General features: G+C 73.7%; 12 protein-coding genes. 6 read left to right on the top strand and 6 right to left on the bottom strand.

From position 1 onward, the window contains the following. Positions 1-15 precede the first annotated feature (15 nt). Positions 16-630, top strand: a complete 615-nt coding sequence (locus AC3ANS_RS15820; protein ID WP_488292537.1) for a class I SAM-dependent methyltransferase — start codon at positions 16-18, stop codon at positions 628-630. Positions 631-716: 86 nt separating this feature from the next. Here AC3ANS_RS15820 and AC3ANS_RS15815 read toward each other — a convergent pair whose 3' ends face one another. The 3 genes from AC3ANS_RS15815 to AC3ANS_RS15805 all read right to left on the bottom strand — a co-directional run bounded on the left by AC3ANS_RS15815 (position 717) and on the right by AC3ANS_RS15805 (position 3,337). Then, positions 717-1,361 carry a class I SAM-dependent methyltransferase gene (locus AC3ANS_RS15815; protein WP_488292536.1) on the bottom strand — a complete coding sequence of 215 codons (645 nt, stop codon included), beginning with the start codon at positions 1,359-1,361 and terminating at the stop codon, positions 717-719. Further along, the gene (locus AC3ANS_RS15810; RefSeq protein WP_488292535.1) at positions 1,358-2,515 is read right to left on the bottom strand and encodes a CaiB/BaiF CoA transferase family protein; all 1,158 of its coding nucleotides are present in this window, start codon (positions 2,513-2,515) and stop codon (positions 1,358-1,360) included. The genes AC3ANS_RS15815 and AC3ANS_RS15810 overlap by 4 nt, the downstream gene beginning before the upstream one ends. Before the next feature lie 231 nt (positions 2,516-2,746). Beyond that, positions 2,747-3,337 (bottom strand): DJ-1/PfpI family protein, encoded by a 591-nt coding sequence (locus AC3ANS_RS15805; protein ID WP_488292534.1) that lies wholly within the window; start codon positions 3,335-3,337, stop codon positions 2,747-2,749. A 48-nt stretch (positions 3,338-3,385) separates the two neighbouring features. On the opposite strand from AC3ANS_RS15805, the gene AC3ANS_RS15800 reads away from it, so the two are divergent. Both AC3ANS_RS15800 and AC3ANS_RS15795 read left to right on the top strand, forming a co-directional pair. Further along, positions 3,386-6,595 carry an ATP-dependent helicase gene (locus AC3ANS_RS15800; protein WP_488292533.1) on the top strand — a complete coding sequence of 1,070 codons (3,210 nt, stop codon included), beginning with the start codon at positions 3,386-3,388 and terminating at the stop codon, positions 6,593-6,595. After that, on the top strand, positions 6,592-9,813 hold the full coding sequence (locus AC3ANS_RS15795) for an ATP-dependent DNA helicase (RefSeq protein ID WP_488292532.1): 3,222 nt from the start codon (positions 6,592-6,594) through the stop codon (positions 9,811-9,813). The genes AC3ANS_RS15800 and AC3ANS_RS15795 overlap by 4 nt, the downstream gene beginning before the upstream one ends. On the opposite strand, the gene AC3ANS_RS15790 is transcribed toward AC3ANS_RS15795, so the two are convergent. After that, positions 9,777-10,850 (bottom strand): NAD(P)-binding domain-containing protein, encoded by a 1,074-nt coding sequence (locus tag AC3ANS_RS15790; protein WP_488292531.1) that lies wholly within the window; start codon positions 10,848-10,850, stop codon positions 9,777-9,779. The genes AC3ANS_RS15795 and AC3ANS_RS15790 overlap by 37 nt on opposite strands. A gap of 27 nt (positions 10,851-10,877) precedes the next feature. Next, positions 10,878-11,594 carry a purine-nucleoside phosphorylase gene (gene deoD, locus AC3ANS_RS15785; RefSeq protein ID WP_488292530.1) on the bottom strand — a complete coding sequence of 239 codons (717 nt, stop codon included), beginning with the start codon at positions 11,592-11,594 and terminating at the stop codon, positions 10,878-10,880. Positions 11,595-11,625: 31 nt separating this feature from the next. Between deoD and nudC the strand changes: the two genes are divergently transcribed. Beyond that, a complete protein-coding gene (nudC, locus tag AC3ANS_RS15780) occupies positions 11,626-12,534 on the top strand; it encodes an NAD(+) diphosphatase (protein WP_488292529.1) in 909 nt (302 codons plus the stop codon). Between the two features lie 103 nt (positions 12,535-12,637). Here the strand turns inward: nudC and AC3ANS_RS15775 are convergent, their stop codons facing one another. Beyond that, a complete protein-coding gene (locus tag AC3ANS_RS15775; RefSeq protein WP_488292528.1) occupies positions 12,638-12,889 on the bottom strand; it encodes a mycoredoxin in 252 nt (83 codons plus the stop codon). A gap of 78 nt (positions 12,890-12,967) precedes the next feature. Here AC3ANS_RS15775 and AC3ANS_RS15770 point away from each other — a divergent pair, with 78 nt between their 5' ends. Together AC3ANS_RS15770 and AC3ANS_RS15765 are read left to right on the top strand one after the other, a co-directional pair. Continuing rightward, positions 12,968-15,028 carry an ATP-dependent DNA helicase UvrD2 gene (locus AC3ANS_RS15770; RefSeq protein WP_488292527.1) on the top strand — a complete coding sequence of 687 codons (2,061 nt, stop codon included), beginning with the start codon at positions 12,968-12,970 and terminating at the stop codon, positions 15,026-15,028. A gap of 225 nt (positions 15,029-15,253) precedes the next feature. After that, positions 15,254-15,493, top strand: coding sequence for a hypothetical protein (locus AC3ANS_RS15765; RefSeq protein WP_488292526.1), 240 nt, complete (start codon positions 15,254-15,256; stop codon positions 15,491-15,493). Positions 15,494-15,692: the final 199 nt, after the last annotated feature.

The raw sequence follows: 15,692 nt of genomic DNA, 5'->3' as shown, positions 1-15,692 counted from the left end.
CGCGATGATGGTGCCGTGACCACGAACCCCGAGCCGGTCGGCTCCCTCTGGCCCGGCCTCACCGACCCGGAGCACTCCCACCACTACGTCGAGCGGTTCCGCCAGATGGCGGCCCGTGGTCAGGACCTCCACGGCGAGGCCCGGCTGGTCGACACCCTCGCCCCGCGCGGCGCCCGCCTGCTCGACGCCGGCTGCGGTCCCGGCCGCCACGGCGGCTACCTCGCCCGTCTGGGTCACGAGGTCGTCGGTGTCGACGTCGACCCGGTGCTGATCGACGCCGCCCGCGCGGACCACCCGAACGCCACCTGGCTGGTCGCGGACCTGGCCGGTCTCGACCTGCCCGCGCTGGGCGAGCCGAAGCCGTTCGACGGCGCCATGGTCGTCGGCAACGTGATGGACTTCGTGCCCCCCGAGGCCCAGGCGCGGGTCGTGCAGCGGCTGGCCGCGCACCTGCGTCCCGACGGCTTCCTGGTGGTCGGCTGCCGGACGGTCCGGGGCTTCACCCCCGACGACCTCGACGCGGCCCTCCCCGACGCCGGGCTGGTGCTCGAGCAGCGGTTCGCGACGTACGACCTGCGACCCTGGCGCGCGGACTCGACGTTCTGCGTGAGCGTGCTGCGCGCCGGCTGACCGCAGGTCGCCGGGGACGCCATCCGTTTCGAGGTCCCTAGCCATCGAAAGGGATGACGTCTGCGACCGGCGCTGGGCGCCTCCGGTCACACGAAGCTGAACAGCCGCACGCCTGGGCGGTACGGCGTGCCCGCGTGCGGCCAGCGGTGCACGCCGACCCGGAACCCGGCGTCGTCGGGCCGCACGAACGCGACCTCCTCGAAGCCGGCGTCCGCGAAGAGCGCGCGGACCAGCTCACTGGGATCGCCGCCGAAGTCCGAGGGGTCGCGGGGCACGTGACTGCCGCGAGTCCAGATCACCTGCCCACCCGGAGCGAGCAGCGACGGGAGGGTGGCCACCGTGGCGGCGATGTCGTCGTCGACGACGTTGCCGAACACCCCGCACGCGAGGAGCACGTCGGCGGGGACCGCGCCCTCGTAGGAGGAGGTGGTGCCCGCGTCGGCGGTGCGCACCTCGACGCCGCGCAGCTCGAGGTCGTGGGCGCTGGAGCGAGCCGCCTGGGCCAGGTCGGGGTCGAGCTCGACCAGGAGCGCGACGACGTCGGCGCCGGTCGCCGCAACCACCGGCAGTGTGTCGCGGCCGTCACCCGAGCACATGCTCACGAGCCGGGTCGGACCGGTCGCGGCCGCCAGCAGGGCGCCCAGCTCGGTCCGGACGACCTGGAGCCGGCGCGACAGGTCCGACGTGGGGTCGTCGTACTCGCCGTGCCAGGCGTGCCAGTCGCGACTCATGAGTCCAGCCACTCCCGGATCGAGGCGTCGTGCTGGCCCAGGGTCGGGGGAGCGGTGTGCTCGGACCGTCCGCCGGAGAACGCGTTGTCGTCGAAGCGGATCGGCGAGCCGGGCAACCGCAGCTGGCCCTGGGTGGCGTGCTCGACCGAGAGCAGCAGTCCCTGTGAGAGCGTCTGCTCCCAGGAGTAGACGTCGTCCAGCGAGCGGACCTTGCCCGACGGCACCCCGGCCTCGGCGAGGGCGGTCAGCCAGTGCTCGGCGGGCTCGGTGGCGAACAGCGCCTCGATGCGGGCGGTCAGCGCGTTGCGGTTGGCCACGCGCACCGCGTTGGTGGCGAGCTCGGGCTCGTCGGCGTCCCAGCCGAACGCCGTGCAGAGGGCGCGCCACAGGTTCTCCGACCCGCAGGCGATCTGCACGGGCGCGCTCGCGGTCGCGAACATGCCGTACGGCGAGATCGAGGGGTGGTGGTCGCCGGCCAGCCCGGGCACCTCGCCGGCGACCGTCCACCGGGTGCCCTGGAACGCGTGCACGCCGACCATGCCCGCGAGCAGCGAGGTGCGGACGACCCGGCCACGCCCGGTGCGCGTGCGCTCGTGCAGGGCGGCGAGGATCCCGAACGCGCCGTTCATGCCGGCAACGAGGTCGGCGATCGGTACTCCGACCTTGGTGGGCTGGGAGGTGCCGGTGATCGACATCAGGCCGCCCTCACCCTGGGCGATCTGGTCGTAGCCGGCGCGGGTCGCCTCGGGGCCGTCGTGGCCGAAGCCGGTGATGCTGAGCACGACCAGGCCGGGGTTGAGCTCGTGCAGCCGCTCGTTCGAGAAGCCCAGGCGGTCCATCACCCCGACCCGGAAGTTCTCCATGAGCACGTCCGCGCGCTCGACGAGCCGGGCCAGCACCTCGCGGTCGTCCTCGGACTTGAGGTCGAGGACCAGCGACTCCTTGTTGCGGTTGGCCGAGAGGAAGTACGTCGACTCGCGCTCGTCGTCCGCGCCGATGAACGGCGGGCCCCATCCGCGGGTGTCGTCGCCGGCCGGCGGCTCGATCTTGATGACCCGGGCGCCCATGTCGCCGAGCATCATCGCCGCGTGCGGCCCCGCCAGGGCGCGCGTCAGGTCGAGCACCAGCAGGTCGGAGAGGGGCCCGTCGCTCATGGGCGTGCACGCTACTGAGCGGAGGTGGGCGCGGCCTACGGCGAGATCTGCCAACGCGAGCCGGCGTTCCTTGGGCGCGGCGTCGCCGTGGATCGAGCAGCGAAGGCCGCCAGGCCTGAGCGCCCGTCGAGATCCCCGCAGCCGACCCGCCGCGACGACCCCTGGGAGCCGGCGCCCTGCCGACGCTGCGGGGGTCTCGACAGGCTCGACCACCGTCCGGTGCTCAGCAGGTCAGGACTGCCACATCCATTCCATCTCCGTGACCGTGACGTCGCGGGTGGCCTGGCCCGCCAACAGCTGCACCACGTGCAGGGACAGGTCGACCCCGGCGGACACACCCGCCGACGTCAGGATCGTGTCGCTGCTGCGCACGAACCGCTGGCCGCGCACGACCTGCGTGGTGGGCGAGATCACCGCGAGCTCGTCGTACGCACCGTGGTGGGTGGTGGCCGCGCAGCGCTCGAGCAGTCCGGCCTGCGCCAGCAGCAGCGCGCCCGTGCAGACCGACAGCAGCAGCTCGACCTCCGAGGCCCGCTCGCGCAGCCACCCGAGCAGCCGTTCGTCGCGCAACAACGGACGGGTGCCGGCGCCGCCGGGCACCACGAGCAGGTCGGGCGGGGGAGCGTCGTCCAGGGAGTACGCCGGCAGCACCGTGAAGCCCCCGCGCCCGACCGCCGGGGCGCCGGTCAGGCCGACCGAGAACACCGAGAACGGGTGCCCCTCGCCGAGCTCCCCGGCCACGTTGAACACCTCGTAGGGTCCGGCGAAGTCCAGGACCTCCATGTCGTCGAAGGCGAGGATGGCGACGCTGCGTTGGCTCACGCACGACATTGTGACGGGCCTGTCGGTGCGGTCTGGTCGAATAGCCGCATGACGACCACCGCCACCTCCTACCGCCTCGTGCGGCCGGAGCTCGCGGTGCGCGTCCCGGAGCTCGACGAGCACCAGCGCCGGGTCGTCGACCACCCCGGCGGCCCGCTGCTCGTGCTCGCCGGCCCCGGCACGGGCAAGACCACCACGCTGGTGGAGACGATCGTCGACCGCATCGAGCACCGCGGCGCCCAGCCCGACCAGGTCCTCGCGCTGACGTTCTCCCGCAAGGCGGCCGAGCAGCTGCGCGACCGGGTCACGGCCCGCGTCGGCCGCACGATGGCCACCACGCTGAGCTCGACGTTCCACTCCTTCGCCTACGGGCTGGTCCGGCGCTACGCGCCCGCCGAGCTCTACGCCGCGCCGCTGCGGCTGCTCTCGGCGCCCGAGCAGGACGTCGTCCTCCAGGAGCTGCTCACCGACAACCCCGAGTCGGTCCGCTGGCCCGACTCGTTGCGGGCCGCGGTCGGCACGCGGGGGTTCGCCCGCGAGGTGCACGCCGTCCTGTCCCGAGCGCGCGAGCGCGGGCTCGACCCCGACGACCTGGTCGCGCTGGGCCGGGCCGAGGGGGTCCCGGAGTTCGAGGCGGCGGGCCTGTTCCTCGGGCAGTACCTCGACGTCCTCGGCGACCAGGCGGCGATCGACTACCCCGACCTGATCGCCCGTGGCGTCATCGAGGCGCAGCGCCACCGCGACGAGCTGCGCGCGCAGTTCCGCCACGTGTTCGTGGACGAGTACCAGGACACCGACCCGAGCCAGGTGGCCCTGCTCCGGGCGCTGGCCGGCGACGGCCGCGACCTGACCGTCGTCGGCGACCCCGACCAGTCGATCTACGGCTTCCGCGGCGCCGATGTGCGCGGCATCCTCGACTTCCCGGCCGAGTTCCGCACGCGCGACGGCGACCGGGCGCCCGTCGTCGCCCTCGGCACGACCCGACGCTTCGGGTCCCGGCTGCTGCGCGCGTCGCGCACCGTCGCCGCCTCGATCGGCATCAGTGGCGCCATCCCGCACGAGGCGTGGGACGCGTTCCGCAACCCGCAGGCGGCGGCCCACGACCTCGGTCCCGGTTCGGTCGAGGTGCTCACGTTCGACACGGCGCGCGCCGAGACCGAGCACGTCGCCGACCTGCTCCGCCGCGCCCACCTCGAGGACGGGCTGCGCTGGTCCGAGATGGCGGTGCTCGTCCGTTCCGGCCGCGGCAGCATCCCCGCGCTGCGCCGGTCGCTGACCGGCGCCGGCGTCCCCGTGGAGGTCGCCAGCGACGAGACGCCCCTGGTCCGCGAGCCCGCGGTGCTGCCGCTGCTGGGCGCGCTCGCCGCCGTGGTCGACGCCGACGTCGAGGACCCCGCTCACGACGACTACGTCGGCCCCGACCGCGCCGAGGCGCTGCTGACCTCCCCGCTCGGGGGTCTCGACGCGACCGACGTGCGCGCCCTCACCCGCGCGCTGCGCGCGCGTGACCCCGAGGCCGCGCCGCGCACGCTCGTACGCCGCGCCCTGCTCGACCCCACCGCGCTCGACGACGCCCGGTCCGGCAACGTGTCGAGCGAGCCCGCCCGTCGCGCTCGCCGCCTCGCCGTGCTCCTCGACCAGGCGCGTCAGCAGGCGGCCGTCGGCGGCACGGCCGAGGAGGTGCTCTGGACGCTGTGGGACGGTTCCGACTGGGGGCGCAGGCTCCGCCAGGCCACGCAGGGTGGCGGCCACGGCGCCCGGCTGGCCCACCGCGACCTCGACGCGATCTGCGCGCTCTTCGAGGTCGCCGCCCGCACCGAGGAGCAGCGCGGCCACACCAGCATCGGCGCGTTCCTCGACACGCTGCGCGCGCAGGACATCCCGGCGGACACCCTGGCCGACCGCGGCGTCCGGGGCGACGCGGTCCGCCTCCTCACCGCTCACCGGTCCAAGGGCCTGGAGTGGCGGCTGGTCGTGGTCGCCCACGTGCAGGAGGGGGCGTGGCCCGACCTGCGCCGGCGCGACTCGCTGCTCGGCGCCGACCGCATCGGGCGCGGCGCGCTGCTGCCTCCACTGGCCCGCAGCGCGATGCTCGCCGAGGAGCGCCGGCTCTTCTACGTCGCCGCGACCCGGGCACGGCAGCGGCTGGTCGTGACGGCCGTGCAGTCGCCCGACGACGACGGCGAGCAGCCGTCGCGGTTCCTCACCGAGCTGGGCCGACCCCCCGAGCACCGCGTGGGCCGCCCCCGTCGGCCGCTGTCGATGGACGGCCTGGTCGCCGAGCTGCGCCGCACGCTCGCCGACCCCGACCAGCCGGAACCCCTGCGGCGGGCCGCGGCCCGACGGCTGCGGCTGCTGGCTGACACCGACCTCAACGGTCGTCCGCTCGCGCCCTCGGCCGACCCGGCGAGCTGGTGGGGGCTGCGTGCCCCCACCCGGTCCGAGCGCGCGGTCCGGCCGGAGGACGAGCCGCTCACGATCTCCGCGAGCGCCCTCGAGGGGCTGCTCACCTGCCCGGCACAGTGGTTCCTCCAGCGCGAGGCCGGGGGTGAGGTGGTGAGCTCGGCCAGCCAGGGTTTCGGCAAGGTCGTGCACGCGATCGCCGAGCGGGTCGCCTCCGGTGAGCTCGACAGCGGCGACCCGATGCCGCAGCTGATGGCCTTGGTCGACGAGGTGTGGGGGCGCATGGAGTTCCGCACGCCGTGGTCGTCGGCGCGTGAGCGCGAGGCGGTCGAGGCGGCACTGCTCCGGTTCCTCCTCTGGCACCGCCGCCCCGGCGCCCGCACCGTCGTCGCGACCGAGCCGAGGCTGCACGCCGAAGTCACGCTGCCCGACGGCCAGGTGGTCCGGCTCCACGGCTACGCCGACCGGCTCGAGCTCGACGAGGACGGCCGGGTCGTCGTCGTCGACCTCAAGACCGGCAAGTACGCCCCCACCGGGCCCGAGGTCGAGCGGCACTCCCAGCTCGGCCTCTACCAGCTCGCCGTCGACCACGGAGCGGCCGACGAGCTGGTCGGGCGACCGGTGGTCTCCGGTGGCGCCGAGCTCGTGCAGCTGCGGCTCGGTGACGAGCAGCCCAAGGTGCAGCACCAGCCCCCCGCGTCCGGCGAGGGCCCGCGCCTGGTGGAGGAGCAGCTCGCTCAGGCGGCGGCGGCCGTGCGCGCGGAGCAGTTCGCGGCGCGCCCGGGTGCCCACTGCGAGCGGTGCACGTTCTGGGCGGTCTGCCCGGCCAAGGCGTCCGGGACGGTGCTGTCGTGACGACCATCGACACCCCCGAGCAGCTGCGCGAGGTGCTCGGCGCCGACTTCACGTTCAGCGCCCAGCAGTTCGCGGCGATCACGGCACCTCTCGAGCCCGCGGTCGTCATCGCCGGCGCCGGCTCCGGCAAGACCACCGTGATGGCGGCCCGGGTCGTCTGGCTGGTCGCCACGGGCCGGGTGCGCCCCGACCAGGTGCTGGGCCTGACGTTCACGACCAAGGCGACCGCGGAGCTGCAGACGCGGATCCGCGAGAGCCTGCGCAACGCCGGGCTGCTGCCCGACCGCAGTCGACCGCTCACCGGCCCGCAGGCGGAGGACGAGGACGAGGTCGAGGAGCCGACCGTCGCGACGTACCACTCCTATGCCTCGACGCTGCTCAGCGAGCACGGCCTGCGGATCGGTCACGAGCCCGACACCCGGCTGATCGCCGACGCGAGCCGCTACCAGCTCGCCGCGCGCGCGGTGCAGCGCTACACCGAGCCGGTGGAGAAGCTCAGCGACTCCCCGCGCCACGTGGTCCAGTACCTCCTCTCCCTCGACGCCGAGCTCAGCGAGCACCTCGTCTCGCCCGAGCAGGTCCGTGCCTACGACGCCGCCGAGCGGCCGCGCTTCGAGGCCGGCATGGCCACCGAGCACCGCAAGACCTACCGCGAGCGCAACGAGAAGGCGATCCTCGCGATCGACCGGCGTGCCGAGCTGCTCGGACTCGTCGAGTCCTACCGTCGCCTCAAGACCCACCTCGGGCTGATGGACTTCTCCGACCAGATCGCTCTGGCGGCACGCCTGGCCCAGGAGTGCCCCGAGGTCGGCGAGGCGGAGCGGGAGAAGTACCGCATCGTGCTCCTCGACGAGTACCAGGACACCTCGGTCGCCCAGGCACTGATGCTCAGCCGGCTGTTCGGCGGCGGCCACCCGGTCACCGCGGTCGGAGATCCCAACCAGGCCATCTACGGCTGGCGCGGTGCGTCGGTCTCCAACATCTTGGAGTTCGCCCGGGACTTCCCCCCGGCCCCGGGCGCCACCACCACCTACCCGCTCACGGTCAACCGGCGCTCCGACGAGCGCATCCTCGCGACCGCCAACCACCTGGCCGCGCAGCTCTACACCGAGCGGCCGGACCTGCTGCCGCTCGAGCCCAAGCCCGACGCGGAGCCGGGCGAGGTTCGCGCGATCGTCCACGACACCGATGTCGACGAGCTGACGTGGCTGGCCGACCGGGTGATCGAGACCCACGCTGCGATCGCGGCCCGCACCGACCAGCCGGCCTGGAAGGAGATCGGTGTCCTCACCCGCGACAACGCGCACGCCGCGGCAGTCTTCGACGCCCTGAGCGCGCGAGAGGTCCCGGTCGAGATCGTGGGCCTCAAGGGCCTGCTCCGGCTGCCCGAGGTCTCCGAGGTGGTCGCCACGCTGAGCCTGGTCCAGGACGTCACCGCCAACGCGGCGTTGCTGACGCTGCTGGCGGGACCCCGGTGGGCGATCGGCCTGCGCGACCTGGCGCTGCTGGGCCGCCGGGCGCGCGAGCTCGCCGGGGGCACCCGTGGCGGAGCGGCGTTCGCCGACCTCGAGGCGCAGCTGCGGGCCGCGGTCGAGGGCGCCGACCCGACCGAGATCCCGTCGCTGTGTGATGCCCTCGAGGACCCGGGCGACCTCGACTACTCCGCCGACGCGCTGGCGCGGTTCCGGATGCTGGCCGACGAGCTGCGCCGGCTGCGCACCGCGATCGGCGAGCCGATCCTCGACCTGGTCCGCCGGATCGTCGACGTCACCGGCATCGACGTCGAGCTCGCCTCCTCGGTCAGCCCGGCCGCTGCGGCCCGACGGGACAACCTCGACCTGTTCGTGCAGGCCGTCGCGGAGTTCCAGGCGGTCGACGGGCAGGTCACCCTGGCCGCGCTGCTGGCCTGGCTGGAGGCCGAGGACGAGTTCGGGCAGGGCCTCGACGTCGCGACCCCCTCGGAGGCCGACTCGGTCAAGCTGCTCACCGTGCACCGCGCCAAGGGTCTGGAGTGGGACGCGGTGTTCCTGGTCGGCGTGACCGAGCAGAAGTTCCCGACCAACCGCGGGCGGTCGAGCTGGCTGACGGTGCCCTACGCGATGCCGGTGGCGCTGCGCGGCGACGCCCGCGACCTGCCGCAGCTGGCGGGCCACACCCCCGAGGACATCGCTGCGCGCGCCAAGGCGGCCAAGGAGCACGAGGCGCTGGAGGAGCTCCGGCTCGGCTACGTCGCCTGGACCCGGGCCCGGCACCAGCTGTTCGTCTCCGGCTGGCGCTGGACGGCCTCGCGCAAGGGCGGGCTCGGCCCCTCGGCCTACCTGGTCCGCACCCGCGAGGCGATGGCGGCGTGGGGCGGTGAGCCCGACGCGTGGCTCGAGCCCGTGGCGAAGGGCGAGCCGCACCCGTTCGCGGACGCGTCGCCCGACCTGCCGTGGCCGATCTCGCACCAGACCGCGGAGGTCGAGCGTCGCCGGGAGGCGGCGGCGCGGGTGCGCGACGCCGATCCGTCCGTGCCCGACGCGGTCGAGGACATGCTGGTGCTCGACCGGATCCAACAGTGGGACGACGAGATCCGGCGCCTGCTGGAGGAGGCGACCCGCGATCGCTCGCCGGACGTCGCCGTGCCGTTGCCCTCCAGCCTGTCCGCGACCTCGCTGGCCCGGTTGCGCGACGACCCGGAGGAGTTCGCCCGCGACCTGGCCCGTCCGATGCCCCGGCCCCCGTCGTCCGCGGCCCGCTTCGGCACCCGCTTCCACGCCTGGGTCGAGGCGCGGTTCGGCCAGCAGCTGCTGCTCGACCCCGACGACCTGCCCGGCCGCGCGGACGCCGAGGTCGACGACGACGCCGACCTGCGTGAGCTCGTGAAGCGGTTCGAGGACGGCCCGTTCGGCGACCGGGTGCCCACCGCGATCGAGCCGTCGTTCGCCCTCGTGCTCGGCCAGCCGGGCGGGGGCGGCCAGGTCGTGCGCGGCCGCATCGACGCTGTCTACGTCGAGCCGGACGGCTCCCACCTGCTCGTCGACTGGAAGACCAACCGCTCGGCGAACGCGGACCCGCTCCAGCTGGCGATCTACCGGGTCGCCTGGGCGGAGCTGCACGGCCTCCCGCTGGAGCGGGTGCGTGCCGGCTTCTACTACGTCCGCACCGGTGACCTGGTCGAGCCCGAGGGCCTCGCGGACCGTCAGGCGCTCGAGGCGATGCTCTCCCTCGGCGCCTGACCCAGCCACGCGGCGACGCCACGGGCCGCGACGCGGCCCGCCCGGTTGGCGCCGATCGTGCTCGCGGAGGGGCCGTACCCGACGAGCTGCACCCGCGGGTCCGCGACGGCCGTCGTGCCGTCGAGCTGGATCCCGCCCCGCTCCGAGCGCAGACCCAGCGGCGCGAGGTGTCCGACGGCCGGCCGGAAGCCGGTCGCCCACACGATCGCCTGGGCCGGCTCGAACGAGCCATCGGGCATCCGTACGCCGCCCGGCTCTACGCGTGTGAACATCGGGTGCCGCTCGTAGGCGCCCAGCCGCTCGGCCTCGCGCTCCTGCTCGCGCAGCACCAGCCCGGTCACGCTGACGACGCTGGCCGGGGGCAGGCCGCGGCGTACCCGCTCCTCGACCAGGGCGACCGCCTGTCGCCCGCGGTCGGGAGTGAAGTCGTCGGAGCGCCACACCGGCTCGCGCCGGGTCACCCAGAACGTGTCCGTGACCGGTGCCAGCTCGCCGAGCAGCTGGACCGCCGAGGCGCCACCGCCCACGACGACCACCCGGCGTCCCCGGAAGTGCTCGGCCCCCGGGTAGCCGACCGGGTGCAGCTGCTCCCCGCGGAACGACTCCATCCCCGGATAGCGCGGCACGAACGGGTGCGACCACGTCCCGGTCGCGTTGACCAGCGTGCGGCTGGTCCAGGTCCGCTCGCCCGCTCGGACGACGAGCAGGTCGCGGTCGCTGGTCACCTCCTCGACCCGGACCGGCCGGAGCACGGGCAGGTCGTGCGCGCGCTCGTAGTGGTCGAAGTACGCCGGCACCACCACGTTGGCGCGACCGGACTCCTCGGTCGGCGCGTCGGCGTCGGGGAGCGCGGCGACGCCGTGGACGTCCCGCATCGTCAGGGAGTCCCAGCGGTGCTGCCAGGCGCCACCGGGTGCCGCATCGCCGTCCAGCACGACGTGGCCGATCCCGCGACGCTGCAGGTGGTACGACGCGGAGAGGCCGGCCTGGCCGGCACCGATCACCACCGAGTCGTAGACCGGGCCCAGGACGTCCATGGTCGTGCAACGCCCGGGGGCGGGGGATTACTCCGCAGCGGTGCCGGCGGCGAGGGCGATCTCGACCATGGTGCCGAAGGTCTGCTCCCGCTCCTGGGCGGTGGTCTCCTCACCGGTGAGGATGTGGTCGCTGACCGTGCAGATCGTCAGCGCCCGCCGGCCGTGCTTGGCGGCGAGGGTGTAGAGCGCGCTGGCCTCCATCTCGATCGCGAGCACGCCGTAGTCGGCCATCCGGGCGGCCAGCTCGGGACGGGCCGGGTAGAACGAGTCGCTGCTGAAGATCAGCCCGACGTGCACACCCTCGCCGGCCGCCTGGGTGGTCGCGGCGTCGTGGGCGGCACGGAGCAGGCCGAAGTCCGCCACCGGGGCGTAGTCGAGGCCCTCGAACCGGATCCGGTTCATCGCGGAGTCCGTGCACGCACCCGAGGCGATCACGACGTCGCGGACCGCGAGCCGCTCGCTCAACGCACCACACGAGCCGACCCGGATCACCGACTGCACGTCGTACTCGCTGAAGAGCTCGTTGACGTAGATCGACATCGAAGGTTGGCCCATGCCGGAGCCCTGGACCGAGACCCGGTGGCCCTGCCAGGTGCCCGTGAAGCCGTACATCCCGCGCACCTCGGTGTAGCACCGGACGTCCTCGAGGAACGTGTCCGCGATCCAGCGCGCACGCAGCGGGTCGCCGGGCATGAGGACGAGGGGAGCGATGTCGCCGGCCTGGGCGCCGATGTGGGTACTCACGTGGATCAACGCTAGAGCTAACCTCCCCTGAGTGACGTATCCGCACGAGCGGCTCTCGGCCAACCCCCACGACCGGACCGCGCTGCACCGCAGCGACGAGGAGTGGCTCGACGCCAGGTGGGCGGACCCGGCGACCCGGGTGCTCGTGGTCGCCGGCACCCGGGTCCGGCCCCGCGACGGGCAGATCCCGTGGGTCTCGCCCGCGGAGGCCCCGGACGGGTTGCGGGTGCTGCTGGGGGAGTACGACGGGCGCGCCTGGTTCGCCGTCGTGGCCGACCCCGCGCTGGCAGCCGCGGACGATCCGGAGGAGTGGACCCCGCTGCGCGGACTGCTGCCCCACCTGGCCGACGGCGCGGGCGACGCGGCCCTCGTGCTGCATGCCCTGGGCCTGGCCGAGTGGCTGTTCGTCACCCGCTTCTGCCCGCGGTGCGGCGAGCCGCTCTCGCCCCGGTCCGCCGGCCACGAGCTGGTCTGCCCGAACGGGCACACGCACTTCCCGCGCACCGACCCCGCCGTGATCATGGTCGTCACCTCGGGAGAGCCCGGGGCCGAGGACGAGCGCTGCCTGCTCGGCCGGCAGGCGGTCTGGCCGGCGGGGCGCTACTCCACCCTGGCCGGCTTCTGCGAGCCGGGCGAGACGCTCGAGGACGCCGTACGCCGGGAGGTGCACGAGGAGGTCGGTGTCGAGGTGGGCGAGGTCGAGTACTTCGGCAACCAACCCTGGCCGCTGCCCGCGAGCCTGATGGTGGGCTTCGTCGGCCGCGCCCTGACCACCGAGATCCAGGTGGACGAGCGCGAGATCGAGGACGCCCGCTGGTTCACCCGGGCCGAGATGAAGGAGCTCGCCGAGGCGGGCACCCTCGTGCTGCCGAGCGGGGTCTCGATCAGCCGCTCGCTCGTCGAGCACTGGTACGGCGGGTCGCTCCCCGGTCACTGGTGACCGCGTCTGGCGTGTCGGGGCTCCGCCCCGCCACGCCGGCCGCGGGATCGCTCTTGGGTCGGTCGTCCGACGGTGTGGTTGCGGTAGGCGCGTCGGCTGCGGCTTACGAGGCCAGAGCGGCGATCTTGTCCTTGACCTGGATCAGCGAGGGGTTGGTCTGGGCGGTGCCGTCGGCGTAGACGAGGGTCGGGACGGTCTGGTTGCCGTCGTTCGCCGACTCCACGATCTTCGCGGCCTCGGGGTGCTGCTCGATGTCGACGACGTCGTAGGTGATGCCCTCACGGTCCAGCTGGCTCTTGAGACGGTGGCAGTAGCCGCACCAGGGGGTCGTGTACATGGTGAACGAGCTGCTCATCTGGGACTGTCGCCTCCGACGTCTAGGGTTTGACCTGCACCCGATCCAACCACCGCCCTCCAGGAGATGTTCCCCCGCATGGCCACCGCCGCCGACCTGCTGACCGCGCTCGATCCCGAGCAGCGCCAGGTGGCGGAGGCGCTGCGTGGGCCGGTCCGGGTGCTCGCCGGAGCGGGCACCGGCAAGACCCGGGCGATCACCCACCGCATCGCGTACGGCGTGGCGACCGGCGTCTACGCGCCGACCGAGGTGCTCGCCGTGACGTTCACGACGCGGGCGGCCGGCGAGATGCGCGGCCGTCTCCGCACGCTCGGTGCCGGACCGGTCCAGGCCCGGACGTTCCACTCCGCCGCGCTGCGCCAGCTGCGCTACTTCTGGCCGGGCGTCTACGGCACCGAGCTGCCCACGCTGATCGAGTCCAAGATCGGGCTGCTCGCCACCGCCGCGCGTCGGCAGCGGCTCAGCGCCGACCAGGCGCTGCTGCGCGACCTCGCCTCCGAGATCGAGTGGGCCAAGGTCAGCAACGTCCACCCTGACGACTACCCGGCCGTCGCGGCCCAGCGCGGGCGCAGCGTCGCGGGTCACGACCACGACACCGTCGGCCGGGTCTTCGGCAGCTACGAGGAGGTCAAGCGCGGCCAGGGACGCATGGACATGGAGGACGTCCTGCTGCTCACCGCCGGGATGCTCGCCGAGGACGAGCGGGTGGCCGCGCAGGTGCGCCGGCAGTACAAGTGGTTCGTCGTCGACGAGTTCCAAGACGTCTCCCCGATCCAGTCGGCACTCCTCGACCTGTGGCTCGGCGGCCGCGACGAGCTGTGCGTGGTCGGCGACCCCGCGCAGACGATCTACTCCTTCGCCGGCGCCAACGCCGCCTACCTGCGTGACTTCCCCGCGCGACACCCCGGCACCACCTCCATCGAGCTGGTCCGCAACTACCGCTCCACCCCCGAGGTCGTCGCGGCTGCCAACTCCCTGCTCGCCGGGTCGTCCAGCGCCGGGGTCGAGCTGCGCGCCCAGCGACCCTCGGGCCCGCCGGTCTCCTACACCCCACGCTCCGACGAGGTCGCCGAGGCCGAGGCGGTGGCCGCCCAGATCCTGCGCCTGCGCGACGCCGGGCGCTCGCTCGGTGAGGTCGCCGTGCTGTTCCGCATCAACGCCCAGTCCGAGGCGTTCGAGGAGGCCATGGCGGCGCGCGGCATCCCCTACGTCGTGCGCGGCGCCGCCCGGTTCTTCGACCGTCCCGAGGTCCGTGAGGCGGTCACCCGGCTGCGCGGCGCGGCCCGGTCGGGCGAGGCCGAGGCGAGCGCCACCGACGGCGACTGGGTCGAGGTCGTGCGCGCCATCCTGGCCGGCATGGGCTGGAGCGCCGAGGCGCCGACGACGCGCGGCCAGACCCGCGATCGCTGGGAGTCCTGGCAGGCGCTGGTCGACCAGGCCGCTCAGTTCGCGGCCGAGTCCACCACCGCCGACGGGCCGGTGGGGCTGAACGCCTTCGTCGACCATCTCGACCGGCGCGCGTCCGAGCAGCACGCTCCCGTCGCCGACGGCGTGACGCTCGCGACGTTCCACGCCGCGAAGGGCCTGGAGTGGGACTCGGTGTTCCTCTGCGGCCTCCAGGACGGCACGCTCCCGATCACCTATGCCGACACCCCGGCCGCGGTCGAGGAGGAGCGCCGGCTGCTCTACGTCGGCATGACCCGTGCCCGTCTCGACCTGGCGCTGTCCTGGGCGCTGTCGCGCAACCCGGGCGGCCGCGCCTCCCGCAAGCCCTCTCGGTTCCTCGACCCGCTGCTGCCCGACGACGCCCGCGCGACGCACGACCGGCCGCGCAGCCGCAAGGTCGCCAACTGCCGCGAGTGCGGCCGTCCGCTCGCGACCGGCCAGGAGCTCAAGCGCGGGCGGTGCACCGACTGTCCGGCGTCCTACGACGAGGAGCTCTTCGAGCGCCTGCGGGAGTGGCGTCGCGAGCGCGCGGGGGAGGAGAGCGTGCCGGCGTTCGTGGTGTTCACCGACGCGACCCTGCAGCTCATCGCCGAGCACAAGCCGCGCACGCCCGAGGCGCTGCTGCGCATCAACGGCATCGGTCGGTCCAAGCTCGAGCGCTACGGCGAGGACGTGCTCACGGTGGTCGGCTGACCGGCCCCGGACGCCGTACGTCGTACGCCCCCTGCTCGGTCCGTCTGACGTCCCGGGACACCGCCGCCCACCGAGCCGGAGGCCCGTCCGCGAGAAATTTCGAGAAATACCCACTAAATCGTTTGCCCATTACATGCCGGAGACGATAAGTTTCCGCAGGAACAACCGGAACGCGCACTCGACCCTGGCACGGTCGGCGCCCAATGCACCGAAGGAGGTGGCCTCGTGAACAGCATCAAGAACCAGAAGGCGGCTCAGACCCCGTCTCGCTTCGTCATGCCCATTTCCGGCCACGCCTTCTTCGGCGCGACCACGCGTGCCACCGACTCCTGCACCGCCGCCGCCACGCTCGTCGTGCGCGAGCGCCGGGTCGTCGTCGGCAGCACCACGGGCGTGAAGACCGACAAGGGTCTTGCTCAGTCCTACTTCCCGGGGACCTCTGCCTGGAGACCACCGACCTGTTGACACCCAACAGTCATCGGCAGCCTCCAGGCCGCGGAACCCGAACCCCGGGATCCGCGGCCTTCTTGTTTTCCCGAAGGACCCGCACCGCACACACCCACCGCGATCAGGTCAGATGAAGGAGGTGAAACATGACCATCAGTGAACTCGTCCGCACCGACGAGGCTGCCGAGGTCAGCCTGGGCCAGCTGCACGACCAGGC

Source organism: Nocardia sp. 149-1B, from assembly GCF_057747975.1.
The sequence above is the reverse complement of the archived record's forward strand: the minus strand, read 5'-3'. Positions and strand labels throughout refer to the sequence as shown.